The sequence below is a fragment of the Nocardia stercoris genome (assembly GCF_003696265.1).
Classification (GTDB): Bacteria; Actinomycetota; Actinomycetes; order Mycobacteriales; family Mycobacteriaceae; genus Nocardia; species Nocardia stercoris.
Window position 1 is genome coordinate 434,242 of sequence record NZ_RFFH01000004.1, and the last position, 17,489, is coordinate 451,730.

At 71.1% G+C, this 17,489-nt stretch carries 17 protein-coding genes; 7 read left to right on the forward strand and 10 right to left on the reverse strand.

Annotated elements, in window-relative coordinates:
* Window positions 1-38 precede the first annotated feature (38 nt).
* Window positions 39-1,046 carry a hypothetical protein gene (locus tag EBN03_RS12990; RefSeq protein WP_122188223.1) on the reverse strand — a complete coding sequence of 336 codons (1,008 nt, stop codon included), beginning with the start codon at window positions 1,044-1,046 and terminating at the stop codon, window positions 39-41.
* 179 nt (window positions 1,047-1,225) lie between these two features.
* On the opposite strand from EBN03_RS12990, the gene EBN03_RS12995 reads away from it, so the two are divergent.
* Together EBN03_RS12995 and EBN03_RS13000 are read left to right on the forward strand one after the other, a co-directional pair.
* Window positions 1,226-2,395 carry a sensor histidine kinase gene (locus tag EBN03_RS12995; protein WP_122188405.1) on the forward strand — a complete coding sequence of 390 codons (1,170 nt, stop codon included), beginning with the start codon at window positions 1,226-1,228 and terminating at the stop codon, window positions 2,393-2,395.
* 46 nt (window positions 2,396-2,441) lie between these two features.
* Window positions 2,442-3,101, forward strand: coding sequence for a response regulator (locus EBN03_RS13000; RefSeq protein ID WP_122188224.1), 660 nt, complete (start codon window positions 2,442-2,444; stop codon window positions 3,099-3,101).
* Window positions 3,102-3,146: 45 nt separating this feature from the next.
* Here the strand turns inward: EBN03_RS13000 and EBN03_RS13005 are convergent, their stop codons facing one another.
* Genes EBN03_RS13005 through EBN03_RS13015 form a run of 3 tightly spaced genes read right to left on the reverse strand, consistent with a single transcriptional unit; the run spans window position 3,147 to window position 5,758 of the window.
* Window positions 3,147-4,583: a hypothetical protein gene (locus EBN03_RS13005; RefSeq protein ID WP_122188225.1), complete on the reverse strand. Its 1,437-nt coding sequence runs from the start codon at window positions 4,581-4,583 to the stop codon at window positions 3,147-3,149.
* 54 nt (window positions 4,584-4,637) lie between these two features.
* Complete coding sequence (locus EBN03_RS13010) at window positions 4,638-5,018, reverse strand: hypothetical protein (protein WP_122188226.1); 381 nt, start codon at window positions 5,016-5,018, stop codon at window positions 4,638-4,640.
* A gap of 53 nt (window positions 5,019-5,071) precedes the next feature.
* Window positions 5,072-5,758, reverse strand: coding sequence for an ESX secretion-associated protein EspG (locus EBN03_RS13015; RefSeq protein ID WP_122188406.1), 687 nt, complete (start codon window positions 5,756-5,758; stop codon window positions 5,072-5,074).
* Window positions 5,759-6,025: 267 nt separating this feature from the next.
* Between EBN03_RS13015 and EBN03_RS13020 the strand changes: the two genes are divergently transcribed.
* A complete protein-coding gene (locus EBN03_RS13020) occupies window positions 6,026-6,484 on the forward strand; it encodes a DUF4254 domain-containing protein (protein WP_233608345.1) in 459 nt (152 codons plus the stop codon).
* A 58-nt stretch (window positions 6,485-6,542) separates the two neighbouring features.
* Here the strand turns inward: EBN03_RS13020 and ligD are convergent, their stop codons facing one another.
* Window positions 6,543-7,541 carry a non-homologous end-joining DNA ligase gene (ligD, locus tag EBN03_RS13025; protein WP_122188227.1) on the reverse strand — a complete coding sequence of 333 codons (999 nt, stop codon included), beginning with the start codon at window positions 7,539-7,541 and terminating at the stop codon, window positions 6,543-6,545.
* Window positions 7,522-8,496 (reverse strand): MerR family transcriptional regulator, encoded by a 975-nt coding sequence (locus tag EBN03_RS13030; RefSeq protein ID WP_199742754.1) that lies wholly within the window; start codon window positions 8,494-8,496, stop codon window positions 7,522-7,524. Before EBN03_RS13030 ends, ligD begins: the two co-directional genes overlap by 20 nt.
* 82 nt (window positions 8,497-8,578) lie before the next feature.
* Here EBN03_RS13030 and acpM point away from each other — a divergent pair, with 82 nt between their 5' ends.
* Both acpM and EBN03_RS13040 read left to right on the forward strand, forming a co-directional pair.
* A complete protein-coding gene (gene acpM, locus EBN03_RS13035) occupies window positions 8,579-8,884 on the forward strand; it encodes a meromycolate extension acyl carrier protein AcpM (RefSeq protein WP_122188229.1) in 306 nt (101 codons plus the stop codon).
* Between the two features lie 42 nt (window positions 8,885-8,926).
* Entirely contained in the window at window positions 8,927-9,370 is a 444-nt protein-coding gene (locus EBN03_RS13040; RefSeq protein WP_122188230.1) for an SRPBCC family protein, read from the forward strand.
* 60 nt (window positions 9,371-9,430) lie between these two features.
* On the opposite strand, the gene EBN03_RS13045 is transcribed toward EBN03_RS13040, so the two are convergent.
* Complete coding sequence (locus EBN03_RS13045; protein ID WP_407671136.1) at window positions 9,431-11,533, reverse strand: RecQ family ATP-dependent DNA helicase; 2,103 nt, start codon at window positions 11,531-11,533, stop codon at window positions 9,431-9,433.
* A 175-nt stretch (window positions 11,534-11,708) separates the two neighbouring features.
* On the opposite strand from EBN03_RS13045, the gene EBN03_RS13050 reads away from it, so the two are divergent.
* Window positions 11,709-12,191, forward strand: a complete 483-nt coding sequence (locus EBN03_RS13050; RefSeq protein ID WP_122188232.1) for a hypothetical protein — start codon at window positions 11,709-11,711, stop codon at window positions 12,189-12,191.
* A 159-nt stretch (window positions 12,192-12,350) separates the two neighbouring features.
* Here EBN03_RS13050 and EBN03_RS13055 read toward each other — a convergent pair whose 3' ends face one another.
* From EBN03_RS13055 to EBN03_RS13065, 3 genes are all read right to left on the reverse strand, one after another.
* Window positions 12,351-13,574 (reverse strand): RtcB family protein, encoded by a 1,224-nt coding sequence (locus EBN03_RS13055; protein ID WP_122188233.1) that lies wholly within the window; start codon window positions 13,572-13,574, stop codon window positions 12,351-12,353.
* Between the two features lie 74 nt (window positions 13,575-13,648).
* A complete protein-coding gene (locus EBN03_RS13060) occupies window positions 13,649-14,854 on the reverse strand; it encodes a transporter substrate-binding domain-containing protein (RefSeq protein ID WP_147471568.1) in 1,206 nt (401 codons plus the stop codon).
* Window positions 14,855-14,969: 115 nt separating this feature from the next.
* A complete protein-coding gene (locus EBN03_RS13065; protein WP_122188235.1) occupies window positions 14,970-16,412 on the reverse strand; it encodes an MFS transporter in 1,443 nt (480 codons plus the stop codon).
* Between the two features lie 71 nt (window positions 16,413-16,483).
* On the opposite strand from EBN03_RS13065, the gene EBN03_RS13070 reads away from it, so the two are divergent.
* On the forward strand, window positions 16,484-17,485 hold the full coding sequence (locus EBN03_RS13070) for a GlxA family transcriptional regulator (RefSeq protein WP_122188236.1): 1,002 nt from the start codon (window positions 16,484-16,486) through the stop codon (window positions 17,483-17,485).
* Window positions 17,486-17,489: the final 4 nt, after the last annotated feature.

Consider the following 17,489-nt stretch of genomic DNA (forward strand, 5'->3'; position numbering starts at 1 on the left):
GCCGAGTCCGGCTGATGCTGTGATCCGATCGGTCCCGGTCACAGCGTCACTACCGAGTCGCCGAAGCCACCGTGGTGGCCGTGCGTTGGGTCGCCGTGCGTTGGGTCGCCGGCGCGTTGGTGGCCGTGCGATGTGGCGCCGCCGCGTTGGTGGCCGTGCGATGTGGCGCCGCCACGCTGGTGGCCGTGTGATGTGACGCCGACGCGCTGGTGGCCGTGCAATGTGACGCCGCCGCGCTGGTCGTGGTGTGTTGCGCCGCTGCCGCGCTGGTCACTGTTCGATGTGACGCCGCCGCCCCGGCCTCCGCTCGGTGCGATCCAGGCACGACGGGCGCGGCGGCGCCGGACGAGAACCGTTGTGGCCATGCCCAGTCCGGCGACCACGCCGCCACCCGCGAGCAGCATGGCGGCGGGTGAGGGGAGACCGTCGACGGATTGGAAGAAGGGCTCGTACCCCGGGTTCCCGTAGCCCTGACGGGCGGAGTTCAGGTCCACGGCGGTGGCCGCCGCACCCGCCATCACCTGGCAGCGCGCGCGAGAGAGCAGGCCGGCTCGGGCTTCGCAGGCGGCGTGCATGCGCCGCGCCAAGGCGGCGTCGGCGGCCTGCCGGGCCCAAGGACCGAGGGGCTGCCCGTGCGCGGTCGCGTACCGCAACAGGTCGTAGCCGAGATCGTGTGCGTCGCAAGCGAGATCGAACTCGCGGGGCAGCGGGAAGGGGGAGGAGCAGCCGCCGTCGGGGTCGACCAGAATCCCCTGCTCGAGCATCGGCCGATACCCGAACTCCCGCACGAAGTCCTCGGGAACGACACTCGGATCCGGTTGGGCGGAAATCGATTCCAGGATCGCGGCGCGCGCGGCCGCATTCTCGGCCGTGGGTGGTCCGCTGGTCGCGGCGTCCACGCCGGGAGCGAAGACCAGCCCCGCCGCGCAGGTCACGGTCAGGGCGGCGACAGTCGCACCGAACCGCCCGACCCGGCGCCCGGGTGACCGGCCGGCGCGTCGATAGGTGTCGATGTGTGCGGTGTCCGCGGTGGCTTGCGCTCTCATGGTCGTGACGCTAGGAATCCGGCCTCGACCGGGACGTCGGCCTACAGGAGGGTTCCGCCGTGGGCGGGACGGGGGAGGAGCGTGCGGAGGCCGTACCCGGGTAGGGGGTGCAAGATCACTCCGGGGTACGAGTCGCCGGGCGGGGCGCAGACTCTACCGTCGAGGGCATGGTCGGACAGATGACTGGTCAGCGACGTACGGCGCGTTCGCGGCAGATAGTGGACGGATTCACGGTCCTGCTGGCGCTGATCCTCCTCGCGGTGGCGTGGCCCACGCTGCACCTCACACACAAGGTGCCGCCGGCGGCAGCGCCGTTCATCGCCGGATTCGCGGCCTTCCCGATCCTGCTGGTGCGGGTGAATCCGCAGCTGGGTTGGGCGGTTTCGGCCGGATCGGCGCTGCTGATCGCGCTCGCGGTGCCGAACCAGCCGGGGAACACGTTGCCGTTCCAGGTGGTGCACATCGTGGCTCTGTTCGCGCTGGTGCTCGCGGTCACCGTGTTCGCGCCCGTGCGGACGGTGGCCGTGGTCTGGGTGACCACCGCGCTGCTGATGGCCACCACCATGGCCAGGACCGGGGACAGTTTCGCCGAATCGGGCTTCGGCTGGCCGCTGGCCGTCACCGGTCTGGTGGCGTTCGGTCTGCTCGTCCGGTGGGTCGCGCTGTCGCGGCGGGCGCTGCAACGGTCCGAGGAGGAAACCGAGCTGGAACGGGCCCGCCGCGCGATCCTGGAGGAGAAGGCCCGCATCGCCCGCGACCTGCACGATGTGGTCGCCCACCACATGTCGATGGTGGTGGTCCAGGCTCAGACTGCGCCCTACCGCATCGACGGCCTGTCCGCCGACGCGCGCGCCGAGTTCGAATCCATCGGGAGCGGTGCGCGGGCCGCGCTCAACGAAGTCCGCGGCCTGTTGGGCGTGCTGCGCAGCGACGGCGAGCTCCCCGAGCACGCTCCGCAACCCCGCGCCGCCGATGTACCCGGCCTCCTTGACGCGGCCCAGCGGGCCGGCGTTCCCCTGATCCGGTCCGTCGACGGTGCCCTCGATGCCGTCCCGGAAACCACCGGCTTGGCCCTCTACCGGATCGTGCAGGAATCGCTGGCCAATGCCGCCCGCCACGCACCCGGTGCGCCCGTGGAGGTCCGGATCGCCGTCGGCCCGGATCTCACCGTGTCCATCGCCAACGACCGTTCCACCGCCGCCCGCCCGAGTGACCAGCCGAGCACCGCCGGCACCGGCATCACCGGCATGCAAGCCCGGGCCGCCGCGGTCGGCGGTGTCCTCACCGCCACGCCCCGCCCCGACGGCGGCTTCCACGTCCTGGCCCGGCTTCCCCTCGCCCCCGCCTGATCCCGAGGCGGCATGGCAGACTCGGGGACGTGGGTGAGGTGCGATCGTGTCGATAACCGTTCTGATCGCCGACGATCAGGCGATGGTGCGCCAGGGGTTCGGGGCGCTGCTGGGCGCGCAGCCGGACATCAGTGTCGTCGGCGACGCCGCGGACGGGAAAGCCGCTGTGGCCGAAGCTAAACGACTGCGTCCGGACGTCGTGCTGATGGATGTGCGCATGCCGGAGATGAACGGGCTGGACGCCGCCCGCGCGATTCTGTCGGCCGGGCTCGAACCCCCGGTGCGGGTGCTCATGCTCACCACCTTCGATATCGACGATTACGTCTACGAGGCACTGGGCGCCGGCGCGAGCGGATTCCTGCTCAAGGACGCGCCCGCGGAGGAGCTGGTGCGCGCGGTCCGGGTGGTCGCCGCCGGTGACGCGCTGCTCGCGCCGACCGTGACCCGCCGGCTCATCGCCGACGTGACCCGGCGCCGGACCCGGCGCGCGCCCGCCCCGCGGCTCGAGGTGCTGACACCGCGGGAGCGTGAAGTGCTGGAACTGGTGGCGCGCGGCATGTCCAACGCCGAGATCGCCGAAAGTCTGTTCGTCGCAGAACAAACCGTGAAGACGCATGTGTCGAAGGTGTTCACCAAACTGAATCTGCGGGATCGGGCGCAGGCGGTGGTGCTGGCGTACGAATCCGGACTGGTCACCCCGGGCTGATCGCACCGCAGCCGGACGGCGCCGGGCGACAGTGTCGACCTGCCCTCACGGTCCCGGCAGGACGCCGGGCTGGTTCGTACTGCCGTCGTCGCCGGGGATGGGTCCGGTGATACCCGGCTGGCCACCAGGATCGGTGAGCCCGGGATCCGACGGGACGGGACCGGGAGGCGGCGCCGGGATGGGCGGGGGAGGCACGACGGACGGTGCCGGGGGTTGTGCCACAGCGGTATCCGTCGGCGGTGGAGGCGCGGTCGACGTGGCCGGGGGATGAGTCACGCCGGTGTCGGGCGCCGGGGCGGCCGGTGGAACCGTGGTGTTGTTCGCCGGCGGCGGTGGCGCGTCCGCGGGGGGATGGGTCATCCCGGGATCCGGTAGCGAGGGTGTGCCGGGCGAGATGCCGGTGGTGGCGGGACTGTGGGTGGCACCGGTATCGGGTGCCACCGGCGTGGACGCCGTCGGGGGCGGTGCGGTGCCGGTATCGGGCGGTGTTGCCGAGTGTGGTGGCAGTGTGGTCGGTGCCGTCGAGTTGTCTTGTGGCGGAACGGTTGACGGTGTGGGCGCGTCGGGTGGTGCCGAGGGCTGCGTAGTGCTGGTGTCGGGCGGTGTTGCCGAGTGCGGTGGCAGTGTCGTCGGTGTCGCTGAGTTGTCTTGCGGTGGAACGGTTGACGGTGTGGGCGCGGCGGAGGTGTCCGGCGCCGGCGCGGTGGTCGTGGGTGGAAGCGTGGTGGTGGTCGTGGTGGAACCCGGTGTCGGGTCGGTTGGCACGGGGGCAGGTGTGGTGGCTGCCGGGGGCGGCGTCGGCGCCGGGGGCGGTGTGGTGTCGCCCGGTGCGGGCGCGCCGGGGGAGGGCGCCGCGGTGTTCGGTGGCAGGGCCGTCTTCGCGGGCGCGGAAGTTGTTGCGGCACCGGGTGTTCCAGGAGCAGCGGGGCGTGCGGGTAGGGCCGGTACGCCGGATCCCGCGGTGCTGTAGGTCGGCCGGTAGATGAGATTCATGGCCAGCAGGGCTTCTTCGCGCAGCGCTTCCTGGGCCTGCTGGGCGTCGAGGACGTGGGCGACCTCGAGCAGCCGGGCGATGGTGCCGATCGGACCGGAATCGCCCGGCGGCGGGACCGCGACCTTCACCGCTTCCGCGGCGGCGGCCAGCGCCCCCAGGCGGCCGGCGACGTCGAAACAGACCGTGGCGAGTTCGTCGACCGCGGCCGCCAGACTGCGGGAACTCGTGTGGGCCGCGTCCGCGGCGGCGCCGGTCCAGCCGGCCCCGTTGACGATCAGCTCGGCGCTGTTGCGGGTCGCGGTGAGCGTCGCGTCGACCGCGGTCGCGACCGCCAGCCAGGTCGCGGCGGTCTCGGCGACCAGGCCGGCGTCGATCTCCTGGGTACCCGCATAGATCTGCGGATGCGTCATGGACTCGAAATGCTCCATGGCACTGATGTATTCGGGATCGGTCCCCCCGGTGCCGCCCGGCTGGTCGACCGCGCTCATCGGCCCGGCCGCGAGGTCGTGTTCATCGCCGCGGCTCCACGAACTCGGCCCGGCTCATCGGGCCAGCTCCGCGGTCTGGGCGCGCAACGCGGCCGCGTGCGCCGCGTCGGCCTCTTCCAGCAGTCCGGCGCAGCGCAGGTAGCCCTCCTGCATCAGATGGGAGGCGCTGATGAAGGAGTCCAGCAGGGCGGCGGCGTCGCGAGCCTTGCGGGCGAAGCCGGTGGCGAGCTGAGTGGCCGAGAAGAATCCGCCGAGCCCGTGCGGCTGCGGTCGGGACACGGCTTCGAGGCGTTGCTGCAGGTCGCGTAGTTCCTCGGCCTGCCGGGTGTACAGGTCGGCGCAGCGGCGGGCGGCATCCGGGTCGATGGACACCGAACCGCTGCGGGCGGCCTGCAGGAAGCGGGCGATATCGGCCCGGCTGCTGTCGGTCGTCATACGTGCCCCCCGCGATTGTCGGCTGTGCCACAGCGTATCGCGTCCCGAAGGTGTCAGCGGCCCAGCCGAGTGGTCAGGTGCCTTGCCAGCTGTTGGGCGGTGGTCGGCGCCACGTGGACGTCGCGCCCGGCCCGGATCAGGTAGCGCCCGTCGCCCTCGACATCGATCCACGCGTAGTGGGCGGGCGGCTCCGGATCTTCGGTGTCGAGCCCGGTTTCGACCCGCACATGCCCCTCGGCGGTATGCGGCCGCAACAGCAGCCGGCGGATCCGCGGTGCGGTGGGACTGTTCGAGGGCGCGTCGTCGCGGACGGCGCCGGCCGGTGCCGAGTGCGCCGGTTCCGCGCCGGCCGGGGTGTCCGGCAGCAGCGCCACGATCCGGGCGCCCAGCCGGTTGGTGTGCCCGATCGAAATATCCACTCGCCCAACGGTATTCGGCTCCTGCACGGCCAGCACCGCGTGATCGTGGACCACGGCGCCCAGCGCGCGGATCTCACTGCCCGGGGTGTGGCCGCCGCCGACCGTCACGATCCGGCTCGCCGGCCGCGCCAGAATGCGCAGGCAGGCACTGAGATCCGGGTCGGCACCGGCCGGCAGCCGGGCCGCGAGCGTGCGGCGCAGTGCCGCGGCATCCTCGGCCGTGCGCGGACTTTCGCGGATACGCAGCGGAAACGGGTGCCGATCCAGCTCGTGGCCGCGCCAGACGTGGGCGAATTCGTCCGGTGTGAAAGACCAACTCACGCCGACAATCACCCTTCACCGTTCTCGCCGATGTCGGCCAGCGTAACCGGAATTCGCACCGAAGGTCACCACAAGGCCATGGAAAGGGCAGTGGGCGGGACTCACGAACCGTGCATGCTGGAGCTTGCACCCGGTGTCGCCTCCGCGCCCCCTTTCGCAGAATGCGGCACGCCGGATCCGGTGCGGTCTGCCCTTGCCGCCCCGGGCTCGCGATCCGGCGCACCGTGGCGACTCCGGGTGCACTCGATCGTCGTCGTGGAGGTACTCATGTTCGTACCGCAATCGGACGCCGGCGACTCGTGGCGGACCACCGGAACCGACCCGGCCCGATTCGACGGTGTCCGCCCGAAGCTGCCGGACTGGCACGAGCTGCTGGCCGCGTTCTGCGGCCGGCTGGGCGATCGTCCCGGCGACCATCCGGTGACCCGGGGCGCGCGCGGACTCGCCGATCTGCACTGGCAACGGCTGCATTCCGATCCCACCGAGATCGACCGCCACCGGCTCGACCACATCCACCGCATCGACGAATGGGTGGGCGCCAACCTGCGCCGCGCGGCCCCGAGATCGCTCGGCGCCGCCGTCGACACGATGGCCGCCGCGCAGGTGCGGGCGGTCTGGATGCTGCACAGCGCCGAGGACGTCGCCGACGAGCGCGTGCACACCGCATGGTTCCGGTTGGCCCGATTGGCCGGGCACTGGACCGATCTGGCCCTGGAAGTCGCCTGAGCCCCGGCCTGATCGGGGGCAGGCGACGAGCCGCTGCTCGACCTCGGTGTGGTACCCGCTAGTCCGGGTCTTCCGGCAGATCCAGATCGACCGGAACATCGTCGCGGTCGGCCCATTCGAGCAGCGGGGCGATGTCGAAGACCGCGGCGTCGATGCCGGCCTGCAGGTCGCCGAGGGCGGCGTACCGGCCGGGGACGGTTTCGATGGTGAAATCGCGCGGATGGATGTCATCGATCTCATCCCAGCGCACCGGGGTGGAGACCGTCGCCGCCTCGATGCCGCGGACCGAGTACGCGGCCGCGATGGTGTGGTCGCGCGCGTTCTGGTTGTAGTCGACAAACAGCGCGGCGGGGTCACGGTCGCGCCGCCACCAGGCGGTGGTGACATCCGCGGGCGCCCGGCGCTCCACCTCCCGGGCGAAGGCCAGCGCCGCGCGGCGCAGCTCCGCGAAACCGTATTCCGGCGCGATCCGGACGTAGACGTGTAATCCCTTGCCGCCGGACGTCTTCGGCCAGCCGACCGCGCCGAGCTCGTCGAGCACCTCGTGTACGACACCGGCCACCCGCTGCACGCGCGGCCAGGGACAGTCGGGCATCGGGTCGAGATCGATCCGCCACTCGTCGGGTCGCTCGATGTCGAACCGCCGCGAATTCCAGGGATGGAACTCGACGGTCGACATCTGCACGGCCCAGATCACGTCGGCGAGCTTCTCGACGCACAGCTCGTCGGCGGTGCGCCCGTAGCGCGGGAAGTAGACGTTCACGGTGGGCACCCAGTCCGGCGCGCCGCGCGGGAGCCGCTTCTGGTGCACCTTCCCGCCCGGCAGTCCCTTCGGGAAGCGGTGCATCATGCACGGCCGGTCGCGCAGCGCGTTCACGATGCCGTCGCCGACGCTCAGGTAGTACTGCGCCAGGTCGAGTTTCGTCGCCCCGAGCTCCGGGAAGTACACCCGGTCCGGGTTCGAGATGCGTACGGTGTGCTCGCCGACGGTCAGTTCGACCGCGGGCGAGGTGGATTTGCCCGCCACCCGATCGAGGTTAGCGGCAGGTGCCGACATTGTCGGGATGTGCACAGTCCAGGTCCGGGGCGGCGCCGGACTCGTGCAGCGACAGGGAGTCGAGCAACCACCGATGGACCGCCTCCACGGTCAGCTGCGACCGGTTGAGCTGGTCGGTGAGCGCCCAGTAGCGGTCGACCCGGCGACCGGGATCACGGGCGGCGATCCACAACTGCCGCCGGAAGCCGGGGGAGTCGGACTCGCCGCGCGCGGTGGCATGCGCCCGGACGAAACGGTCGAGTTCGGTGCCGGTGTGCGCGGCCACGCCCGCGGTGATCAGCGGCACCACGTCCATGACCAGCTCGCCCACCTCGTCGAACAGTCGTTGGCGGTGGGTGATCGTTTCCGGCTGGTGCCGCCAATAATGCTGTCGCGCAGTGCTCGTCATGGCGGGGTCGGCGACCAGTGTGGCCAGTTCGGCGAAGGCGACGACCTGTTCGGCGGTCGGGTCGTGCGGGGGCTCCGGGACGTTCCCGCACACCCATTCGGCGATGCGGTGCCGAGCGACCGGCGCGAGGACTCGGCGCCAGAACTGGACGATGCCGTCGTACACGGCGCCACCGTCCTGCGCGGCGGCGAGCAACGCCAGTCGTTCGGCCCGGTGGACCGGGGCGGCGGTCCCGACCGCACGCAGCGATGCCCGCCGCCAGGCCAGCGACCTGAATTCGACGTCCAGCCGGGCACTTTCGACGGCCACGGCTTCGGCCAGCGACAGTTGCCCGTGCAGCACCTCGGTGATCGAATCGAGGCCGAGGCCGAGGGCGCGGAGCCGCCGGATCAGGGCCAGCCGGTCCACCGCGCGGCCGGCGTCGAACATCCGGTGCCCGCCGGGGCTGCGCCGGGCCTCCAGAAGTCCTTCGTCGCAGTAGAACCGGATCGTGCGGACGGTCAGCCCGGTGCGGGCCGACAGTTCGCCGATACTCACCAGCTCGCCGCTGCATGTGTCGTCCGTCACAGTTTGTTGCACCTCCACCCCACTGGAGCTTTTAGCGTACCGACGCACCACACGGGTGCCCCTGATACGAGGAGAGTGATTCGTGGCCACCACGCAGGAGGAAATCGTCGCCGGCATCGCGCAGATCGTCGAGGAGGTGACCGGGATCGACGCCGCCGAGGTGTCGATCGAGAAGTCCTTCATCGAGGATCTGGACATCGACTCGCTGTCGCTGGTGGAGATCGCCGTGCAGCTCGAGGACCGCTACGAGATGAAGGTGCCGGACGAGGACCTCGCCGGGCTGCGCACGGTCGCGGACGCGGTCACCTACGTGCAGAAGATGGAGGCCGAGAAGCCGCAGCTCGCCGCCGAACTGGAGGCGAAATTCAAGGAAGGACAGGGCAATTGAGTGCCGTGATCCGGATCTGTCCGGGTTCGGGGTGGCCCGCCGATGATCGCTGATCCGCAGCTGAATCCCGCCGCGATCGAACTCGGAACCTTCCTGCCGCAACCGCCGGAGGTCGTGTGGCGCGCACTGACCGACCCGGAGTTGTTGGCGCGGTGGCTACTTCGGCCGATCGGGTTCGCCGCCACCGCCGGAACCCGCTTCCATCTCGTCCTGCCGGAGGCGACGGCCGGGAACATCACCTGCGAAGTCCTCGAGGTCCAGCGCTACGAGCAGCTGACGTTCAGCTGGACGTACTCGATGGCCGATCCGGCGGTGCGGTGGACACTCGACTGGGTGCTGCGGAGCCAAGGCCACGGCACGCGACTGTTGTTGACGCAGACCGGTTTCGACATCGCGGACCGTCGGCAGCAGATGGCGCGCAACGCCATGGAACGCACATGGAAGCGCACAGTGCTGCCGCGGCTCGGCCAGGTGATCCACCGCTGAGGCCGCGCAGCCACACCGACCGCCCGGACTCGCGGGCCGGGTCCGAGCGGTCGGTGCCGCTCAGGTCGGCGTGGCGAGCGCGAACGGAAGCACCGCCGGGGCGCCCGCCTCCCGCAGAGTCCGCGCGGCCAGCGTCAAGGTCCAGCCGGTGTCGGTGAGGGCGTCGACCAGCAGGACCGGGCCGTCCAGATCGGTGAGATCGGGGGCGTCGAACGCGTTGTACAGCGCCGCGACCCGATGCGCCGAGTTGGCGGCGCGGATCGGCGGGTGGCCGGGCCGCAGCGCCAGGACGCCGCGGTTCTGCAGGCGGCCCACCGCCGCCAGCCGCGCGGCCAGGTCGGCGGTGAGCGCCGGGTGGTCGCCCGAGTCGACGGCCATCACCGCCACCGGCCGCCGGTCCCACTTCCATTCCCGCAGTACCGATACGCACCCGTCGAAGACCTGGTCCGATACCGGCCCGTCCGGGCCGTCCAGCACCGCCCGCAGCCGCGCACCCCAGCCGAGATCGCAGAGCCGCCCCAGCACCCGGCCGGGCTCGGGGCCGTCGGTCACCTTGCCGGACAACGGAACTCCGAGTGTGGCCAGTCCGGTCGGCCACTGTTTGCGCGGCGCGAGGTCCAGTCCGGGGCGGTCGAGGCGGGCGCGCACGGCGGCCAGCTGAGCCGGGTCGACGGTGCGGTCCGCGGACCGTCCGGTGCAGTTGTCGCAGCGGCCGCAGGTCGACCCGTCCAGGCCCGGATCGTCGAGTTGGCGGCGCAGGAATGTCATGCGGCATTCGGTGGTCGACTCGTAGTCGATCATCGCCTGTTCCTCGGTGCGGCGGGCGACGGCCAGACGCTCGTAGCGCTCGGTGTCGTAGTGCCAGGGTTCGCCGGTGGCCAGCCAGCCGCCGCGGACCCGGCGGACAGCCCCGTCGACATCGAGGACCTTGAGCACCATCTCCAGGCGGGAACGGTTCAGTTCCACCATCGGCTCGAGGGCGATCGTGGATCGTGGCCGCTCGGGATCCAGTGCCGCCAGCACCGAGCGCACCACCGGCTCGCGCGGGAACGCGACCGAGGCGAAGTAGCTCCAGATCTTGCGGTCCTCCGGCCCCGGCAGCAGGATGGCCTCGGCGCGGTCGGTGCCGCGGCCCGCACGCCCGACCTGCTGGTAGTAGGCGATCGGGGAGGACGGCGCGCCCAGGTGCACGACGAAGCCGAGATTCGGCTTGTCGAACCCCATGCCGAGCGCGGAGGTCGCGATCAGCGCCTTCACGTCGTCGGCCAGCAGCGCGGCCTCCAGCGACTCGCGTTCGGCCGGGTCGGTGCGGCCGGTATAGGCCGCGACCTTGTGCCCGTCGTCGCTCAGTACCTCGGCCAGGTCGTGCGCGCCGGCCACGGTGAGGGTGTACACGATGCCGGAGCCGGGGAGTTCGTGCAGCCGCTTGCTCAGCCACGCCGTGCGCGCGACCGGATCGGTGAGCGGCACCACCGACAGGTGCAGCGACTCCCGGTCCAGGCCACCGCGCAGCACGAGTGTCGAGCCGGAATCGTTGCCGGACACCGGGATTCCGCCGATCTGCCCGGCGACGTCGGCGACCACCCGGTCGTTCGCGGTGGCCGTGGTTGCCAGAACCGGTACGTCGCTGCCCAATTCGGCGATCAGGGTGCGGATGCGCCGGTAGTCGGGGCGGAAGTCGTGACCCCAGTCCGAGACACAGTGGGCCTCGTCGATCACCACCAGCCCGGCGTCGGCGGCCAGCGCGGGCAACACCGAATCACGGAAGTCGGGATTGTTCAACCGTTCCGGGCTGACCAGCAGGACGTCCACCCCGCCGGCGGCGACCCGGCCGTGGATCTCGTCCCACTCGGTGACGTTGCCGGAGTTGATGGTGGCCGCGACGACCCCGGCCCGCTCGGCCGCCGTCACCTGGTTGCGCATCAACGCCAGTAGTGGCGACACGATCACCGTCGGCCCGCGCCCCTGCGCGCGCAGCAGCTTCGCGGCGATGAAGTACACCGCCGACTTACCCCAACCGGTGCGCTGCACCACCAGCGCTCGGCGCCGGTGCACCACGAGCGCCTCGATGGCGGTCCACTGGTCCTCCCGCAGCCGGGCGGCCGGACCGGCCAGCTCCCGCAGCAGGCTTTCGGCGGTTTCGCGCAGGTCGTCGGTGGTCATGGCGACCATGGTGCCCGATCCCACCGACACATTCGGCCCGGGTGCCGACCCCGCCACGCCCGGCGGACCCCGAAACAGCGCGCCGACCGGCCGATCCGCGATCTTCGCGGGACAACCGGCCGGGCGGCGGCGATGATTGGATCTCGCGGGTACGGGTAGCAGGGAGGCAGGGGCGATGCCGAACAAGTTCGAGTCACCGGCGGGCTGGAGTCCGCCGGGTTCGCAGTTCCAGAGCCGCAGGATCGCCGGCCCGACGGTCCTGGGCACCCTGACCGGCCTGATCCTGACCCCGGCCGGCGTCGGGTTCGCCGCCGCGGGCAGCGGCGACCTCCGATTCGGCGTGCTGTTCGGCGAAGCCGCCGGCCGCGGCACCCGGACCCTCGAACTCCTGATCGGATCCGTCCTGCTGCTGGCCGTGGTCGTGCTCGCGGCTTTCTCCCCGGCGGTCGCGATCGTCGGCGGACTGGTGTGGGGCGTGATCCCCGGAGTAGCGCAGCTGATCTTCCCGGCCGACACGTCCCGGCTGATCGGTGAGCTCCCCCTGCCCAGTGACAGCCTGGTACTGGACCTACAGGCCTGGGTCGCTTACGGTTTCGCCCTGATCTCGGGATTCATGGTGCTCGGTGCCGGTCTGGCCGGCGCCCTGAGACGCCGGTGACCTACCCGCGCGCTTCCGGAGCATCCGTAACGGTCGAACTGGACGCATGCGTTCGTCTCCGGTTCGGATACCTCCGGTTCAGCGGCGACTGAACGCGCCCACGATCAGCGGTTTCGTGCCGGCCCGGGGGCTGGGTGCCCACCGGGCCGGCACGGGTCGTCAGCCCTTCACGCACAGCACCTGCCGCAGCGTGGCGACCACGTCGACCAGGTTGCCCTGCGCTGCGATGACCTCGTCGATGTCCTTGTAGGCGGCGGGGATCTCGTCGATCACCCCGGCGTCCTTGCGGGACTCCACGCCCTCGGTCTGTGCGATCAGATCCGCGACGGTGAACTGCCGCTTGGCCGCGCTGCGCGACATTCGCCGGCCGGCGCCGTGCGACGCGGACTGGAAGGAGTCAGGATTTCCCTTGCCGCGCACCACATACGAGCGTGTGCCCATCGAGCCGGGGATCAATGCCAGATCTCCGGCCCCCGCCCGCACCGCGCCCTTCCGGGTCACCAGCATGGGCACCCCGTCGATGATCTCCTCGGCCACGTAGTTGTGGTGACAGGAGATCGGCGCGTCGAATGCGACTGTGGTGCCCGCGAACTCATCGGTGACGGCACCGCAGACCAGGGCCAGCATCACGGCCCGGTTGCGCGCGGCATACTCCTGCGCCCACGCCAGATCACGCCGATAGTTGTCCATTTCCGGTGTGCCGGAAAGGAATACGGCCAGATCTCGGTCCGGGAGGTCCTGGTTGTGCGGCAGGGCCCGCGCCACCGACATGTGCCGTTCGGCCAGCTCCTTGCCGATGTTCCGGCTCCCGGAGTGCAGCAGGATCCACACCCGGCCCTCGGTGTCCAGGCAGATCTCGCAGAAGTGGTTGCCTCCGCCCAGCGTGCCCATCTGCTTGTGCGCCTTGGACTCCCGCGACTGCACTGCCGGATCCAAGTCACCGAACGCCCGCCAGAACCGTGCCCACCCCGCCCGCAGCGTGGTCCCGGCCGCGCGCTGCCCGTGCACCTGCGCGTCCAACCGGGTGACGTCCACCGGTACGCGGTGCGCGCCGAAGCCGACCGGTACCGCGGCCTCGATCCGCGAGCGCAGCCCGGCCAGGCTGTCGGGCAGGTCGTTCGCGCGCAGGGAGGTCCGCACCGCCTCCATACCGCAGCCGATGTCGACCCCGACCGCGGCCGGCGCGACCGCGTCCCGCATGGCGATCACCGAACCGACGGTCGCACCCTTCCCGAGGTGCACGTCCGGCATCACGCGGACGCCGTGCACCCATTCGAGATTCGCGATATTGCGCAACTGCTGCAGCGCAGCGGGTTCGATCGCGTGCTCGTCGGCCCACATCAGCGTCTGCGCCCGGGTACCGCGCAGCTCGACGGGAAACATCAGTCGGTCCTTTCCGTAAGAAGACCCCTACGGTAGGGAACCGATGGTGGCCGTCGCACGCCAATATTCGCCCGTCAGGACGTGGCCTGATCGAAATCCGCTGCCAGACCACACAATTTCCACGTGTTGTCGCCGCCGCGGGCCATGGTCCCGGTGTAGTCGATATCGGAGAAGTACTGCCGGTACTTCTCCGGGACGCCGGTGAACGTCTCGTGGGCCTGGAAAGTGGCCGAGGTGGGGCCGGACTGGCTCACCGCACGCACCGCCAGCGCGAAGCTCGCGCCGGCGACCTCGGGCCCGTAGGTCTGGTCGTATTCCGGCGTGTACTGGGAGATCACCTTCTCGACGGCGTCCTGCGCGTCGGCGCAGACCAGCTGGTCCAGGCCCGCCCAGTCGCGGGTGTTGAACGCGGTGGCGATCCCGTCCACGGCCGCGGTCAGCTCGGGGTCGAGGGCGTCGGGATCGGCCGGTGGTTTCGGGGCCGCCGCGGCCAGGAACACCGGCGGCGGTGGAAGCGTCTGGTAGCCGGGCAGATTCACGGTCACCGACCGCTGCCAGCTGCCGTCGGCGATCATGGCCTGGATGGTGCCGGTGATCGCGGCGGCCAGTTCCGTGGCGCCCTTCTTGACGCCGACGCCGTACCGTTCGCGGGTGAACGGGCGTCCGACGACCCGCAATTGGCCCCGGTGGGCGGCCGCGTACCCGGCCAGCACGGCGCCGTCGGCGCTGACGGCGTCCACGTGCCCGGCCAGCAGGTCGTCGACACAGGTGGTGAGGGTGGCACCGGTGGTGAACTTGGCGCCGGAGGCGAAGTCTCGCTTGATCGTTTCGGCGTCGCTGGACCCGGTGGCGGTGCACACGGTGTGCCCGTCGAGTGTTTCCGGCCGGTCGATCATGGTGTCGGCGGCCTGCACCAGCAGGTCCTGGCCGGTCACCAGGTACGGCCCGCCGAAGGTGACGTGCTGTTCGTGGTCGGCGGTGATCGAATAGGAGGAGACCACGAAATCCACTGCGCCGGAGGACAACATGGATTCCCGCTGGGCCGGCAGTGCTTCCTTCCATTGGATGCGCCCGGCCGGCACGCCGAGCTCGCCGGCGATGTATTGCGCTGTGTCGGCGTCGAATCCGTGCGGTGTCCCGTCGGATCCCATCACCGACAGCCCCGGCTGGTCGTAGGCGACGCCGATCTTCACCAGCGGTGGTTCGGACTTCCCCGGTGTGCCACAGCCGGCGGTGGCCACGGCGAGGCTGGCGATCACGAGCAGATACGCACGCTTCATCGGGTGCTTCACTCCTGTCTTCACACTGTCGGGACACTGCCTGGACGAGCGAGCCGCCACCGCCCGCGCGAGCACGCGGGCGGCGACCGATGGAAAACTGTGAGCTGCGCGCTATTCAAACATCCGCGTCGGGGCGGGCCGCGCGGACCCCGGCGGGCGGGTGCCCGGCGGCGGTGGGCGCGGCAGGCCGGAATCGTGCCCCGGCCAGCATCGCCAGCAGGCCCGCGACCACCAGATACAGCCAGCTGTACCGGAATTCGGTCAGTCCGGGTACGGGTCGCAGCGCCAGGATCGCGGTCAGTACCGCCACCCCGAGCGCGGAGCTCGTCTGCCGCGCCATCATGAGCACACCGGAGCCGAGCGAGAGTTGCCCGGCCGGAAGCAGAGCCGAGGCGCCGAACAGCGGCGGCTGCAACAGCGCGGTGCTGACTCCGGCGGCCACCGCGCCGGGCGCGAACATCACCGCGTACGAGTGCACGCCGGCGGTCGCGATCCACCACAGGGCGCCCGCGGCCAGCGTCGCACCGCCGAGCGCGGCCGCCGCCGGTGCGCCGATCCGGCCCACGATCCGGCCCGACAGCGGCGAGAGCAGCAGGCAGCTCAACGGTTCCGGCAGGGTGCCCAGGCTGGCGGCCAGCGACGACCAGTGCCACTGCTGGGACAGGTACAGGGTGCCGCTGAGCACCATGGCCGCGAACGCCAGGTAGTAGGCGGACACGCCGAGCGTGGCGATCCGGAACATGCGGTGCCGCAACACGATCGGGCTGATCACCGGATCGGGGTGGCGGTGGGTGTGGCGGACCAGCAGGGCGGTGGCCGCTACCGCGAGGGCGACGCAGCCGCCGATCGCGGGCGAGGTGTATCCCCAGCGTCCGCCCTGAACGAAGACGGTGGTGAGCGAGGCCGTCGCGGTCAGGATCAGCACGGCGCCGATCGGATCCAGCGACCGCCCGGCCCGCTGCCGCACCTCGGGCAGGATCCACACCCCGATCCCGACCGCCGCGACCGTGAACGGCACGTTGAGCAGGAAGATCCAGCGCCAGCCGAGCTGCAGCAGCAGGCCGCCGAGCAGCGGCCCGCTCGCGCCGCCGGCGGCGGCCACCGCGGTCCAGATGCCCATGACGGTGGGGTGTTCGCGGGGTTCGAACGCGGGCAGTACCAGGCCGAGTCCGGTGGGAACCAGCAGCGCCGCCGCCGCGGCCTGGACCACCCGCGCCGCGATCAGCACCGCCAGGGTGGGCGCGGCCGCGCAAGCTGCCGAAGCGAGACCGAAAAGTGCTATGCCGGTGAGGAATCCGCGTTTGCGCCCGGTGTCGTCGGCCAGCCGCCCGGCCGGGACGAGCAGGGCCGCCATGACGATGGTGTAGGCGTTCAACACCCAGGACACCGCGCCGGTCGACGCGCCACCGAAGGCGCTGCTCATGGTGGGGAAGGCCACGATCACCGCGAAGAGATCGAGGATGGCCAGGAACTGGGCGGTTCCGGCGACGCCGAGTACGGCCCAGCGGCGGGCGGATCGGGTGGTGATCGGGACCGGGGGGGCGACCGAAATACTCATGGTCGTAACTATCCTGCCGCTGTTGTTCGGGCACGAGTGTCAGAATTGCCACTGTGCGCTAGGATTCAGACATGGTTGTTCGGCATCCGGGCACAGTGGCGGTCGCGGTGACGCCGGGCCAGCCCGTCTTCGAGGTCTCGATTCCGTACGAGGTCTTCAGCGCCCCGCCGCCGGGCGCGGGCGAGACTCCTTGGTACGACCTGCGATTGTGCGGTCCGCGCGGCAGTCGCCATGCGACGCTGCGGGATCCGTTCATCGCGCTCACCGACCACGACTACGACGACCTGGTCAGCGCCGACACCGTGATCGTGCCCTCCACACCCGACGTCCGCCGCGATCCGCCCGGCGAACTGGTGGACGCGGTACGCGCCGCGTACGCGGCGGGCGCGCGGATCGCGTCACTGTGCTCGGGCGCGTTCATCCTGGCCGCCGCCGGACTGCTCGACGACCGGCCGATCACCACCCATTGGAAGTACGTGCCGATCCTGGCCGAGCGGTATCCGCGCCTGCGGATCGATCCGTCGGTGCTGTACATCGACGACGGCCGGATCCTCACCAGCGCGGGCACTATGGCCGGCATGGACCTGTGTATCCACCTGATCCGCAAGGACCTCGGCGCGCAGGTCGCGGGCGCGGTCGCGCGCAATATGGTGGTGCCGCCGCACCGGGCCGGCGGGCAGGCCCAGTACGTGGCCGCGCCGATCCCGGCCCGCGCCGCCGAGGACGGTCTGGCGGCGGTGCTGCAGTGGGCGCTGCGGCGGCTCGGGAGTCCGCTCACCGTGGGCGATCTCGCCCGCCACGCCGGGCTGAGCGAACGCACCCTGGTGCGCCGCTTCCATGCCGAACTGGGGTGTACTCCGTTGCGCTGGTTGCTGACTCAGCGCATCATCCGGGCGCGCGAACTGCTCGAGGTCACCGATCTGCCGATGGATCAGGTCGCGGAGCGCTGCGGTCTGGGCACGGCCGCGAATCTGCGGGCCCACTTCGGTCGTGAGGTCGGGGTCGCGCCCAGCGAGTACCGCCGGTCGCATCGACCCGATCGCTACGCGGTGGTCACCGAGCCCGTTGCCTGACGCG

Excerpts from the sequence above, each read along its gene's own strand:
- EBN03_RS12990 (WP_122188223.1), bottom strand. The coding sequence starts at position 1,046 with ATGAGAGCGCAAGCCACCGCGGACACCGCACACATCGACACCTATCGA.
- EBN03_RS12995 (WP_122188405.1), top strand. The coding sequence starts at position 1,226 with ATGACTGGTCAGCGACGTACGGCGCGTTCGCGGCAGATAGTGGACGGA.
- EBN03_RS13005 (WP_122188225.1), bottom strand. The coding sequence starts at position 4,583 with ATGAGCGCGGTCGACCAGCCGGGCGGCACCGGGGGGACCGATCCCGAA.
- EBN03_RS13010 (WP_122188226.1), bottom strand. The coding sequence starts at position 5,018 with ATGACGACCGACAGCAGCCGGGCCGATATCGCCCGCTTCCTGCAGGCC.
- EBN03_RS13020 (WP_233608345.1), top strand. The coding sequence starts at position 6,026 with ATGTTCGTACCGCAATCGGACGCCGGCGACTCGTGGCGGACCACCGGA.
- ligD (WP_122188227.1), bottom strand. The coding sequence starts at position 7,541 with ATGTCGGCACCTGCCGCTAACCTCGATCGGGTGGCGGGCAAATCCACC.
- EBN03_RS13040 (WP_122188230.1), top strand. The coding sequence starts at position 8,927 with ATGATCGCTGATCCGCAGCTGAATCCCGCCGCGATCGAACTCGGAACC.
- EBN03_RS13045 (WP_407671136.1), bottom strand. The coding sequence starts at position 11,533 with ATGACCACCGACGACCTGCGCGAAACCGCCGAAAGCCTGCTGCGGGAG.
- EBN03_RS13050 (WP_122188232.1), top strand. The coding sequence starts at position 11,709 with ATGCCGAACAAGTTCGAGTCACCGGCGGGCTGGAGTCCGCCGGGTTCG.
- EBN03_RS13055 (WP_122188233.1), bottom strand. The coding sequence starts at position 13,574 with ATGTTTCCCGTCGAGCTGCGCGGTACCCGGGCGCAGACGCTGATGTGG.
- EBN03_RS13060 (WP_147471568.1), bottom strand. The coding sequence starts at position 14,854 with ATGAAGCGTGCGTATCTGCTCGTGATCGCCAGCCTCGCCGTGGCCACC.
- EBN03_RS13065 (WP_122188235.1), bottom strand. The coding sequence starts at position 16,412 with ATGAGTATTTCGGTCGCCCCCCCGGTCCCGATCACCACCCGATCCGCC.
- EBN03_RS13070 (WP_122188236.1), top strand. The coding sequence starts at position 16,484 with ATGGTTGTTCGGCATCCGGGCACAGTGGCGGTCGCGGTGACGCCGGGC.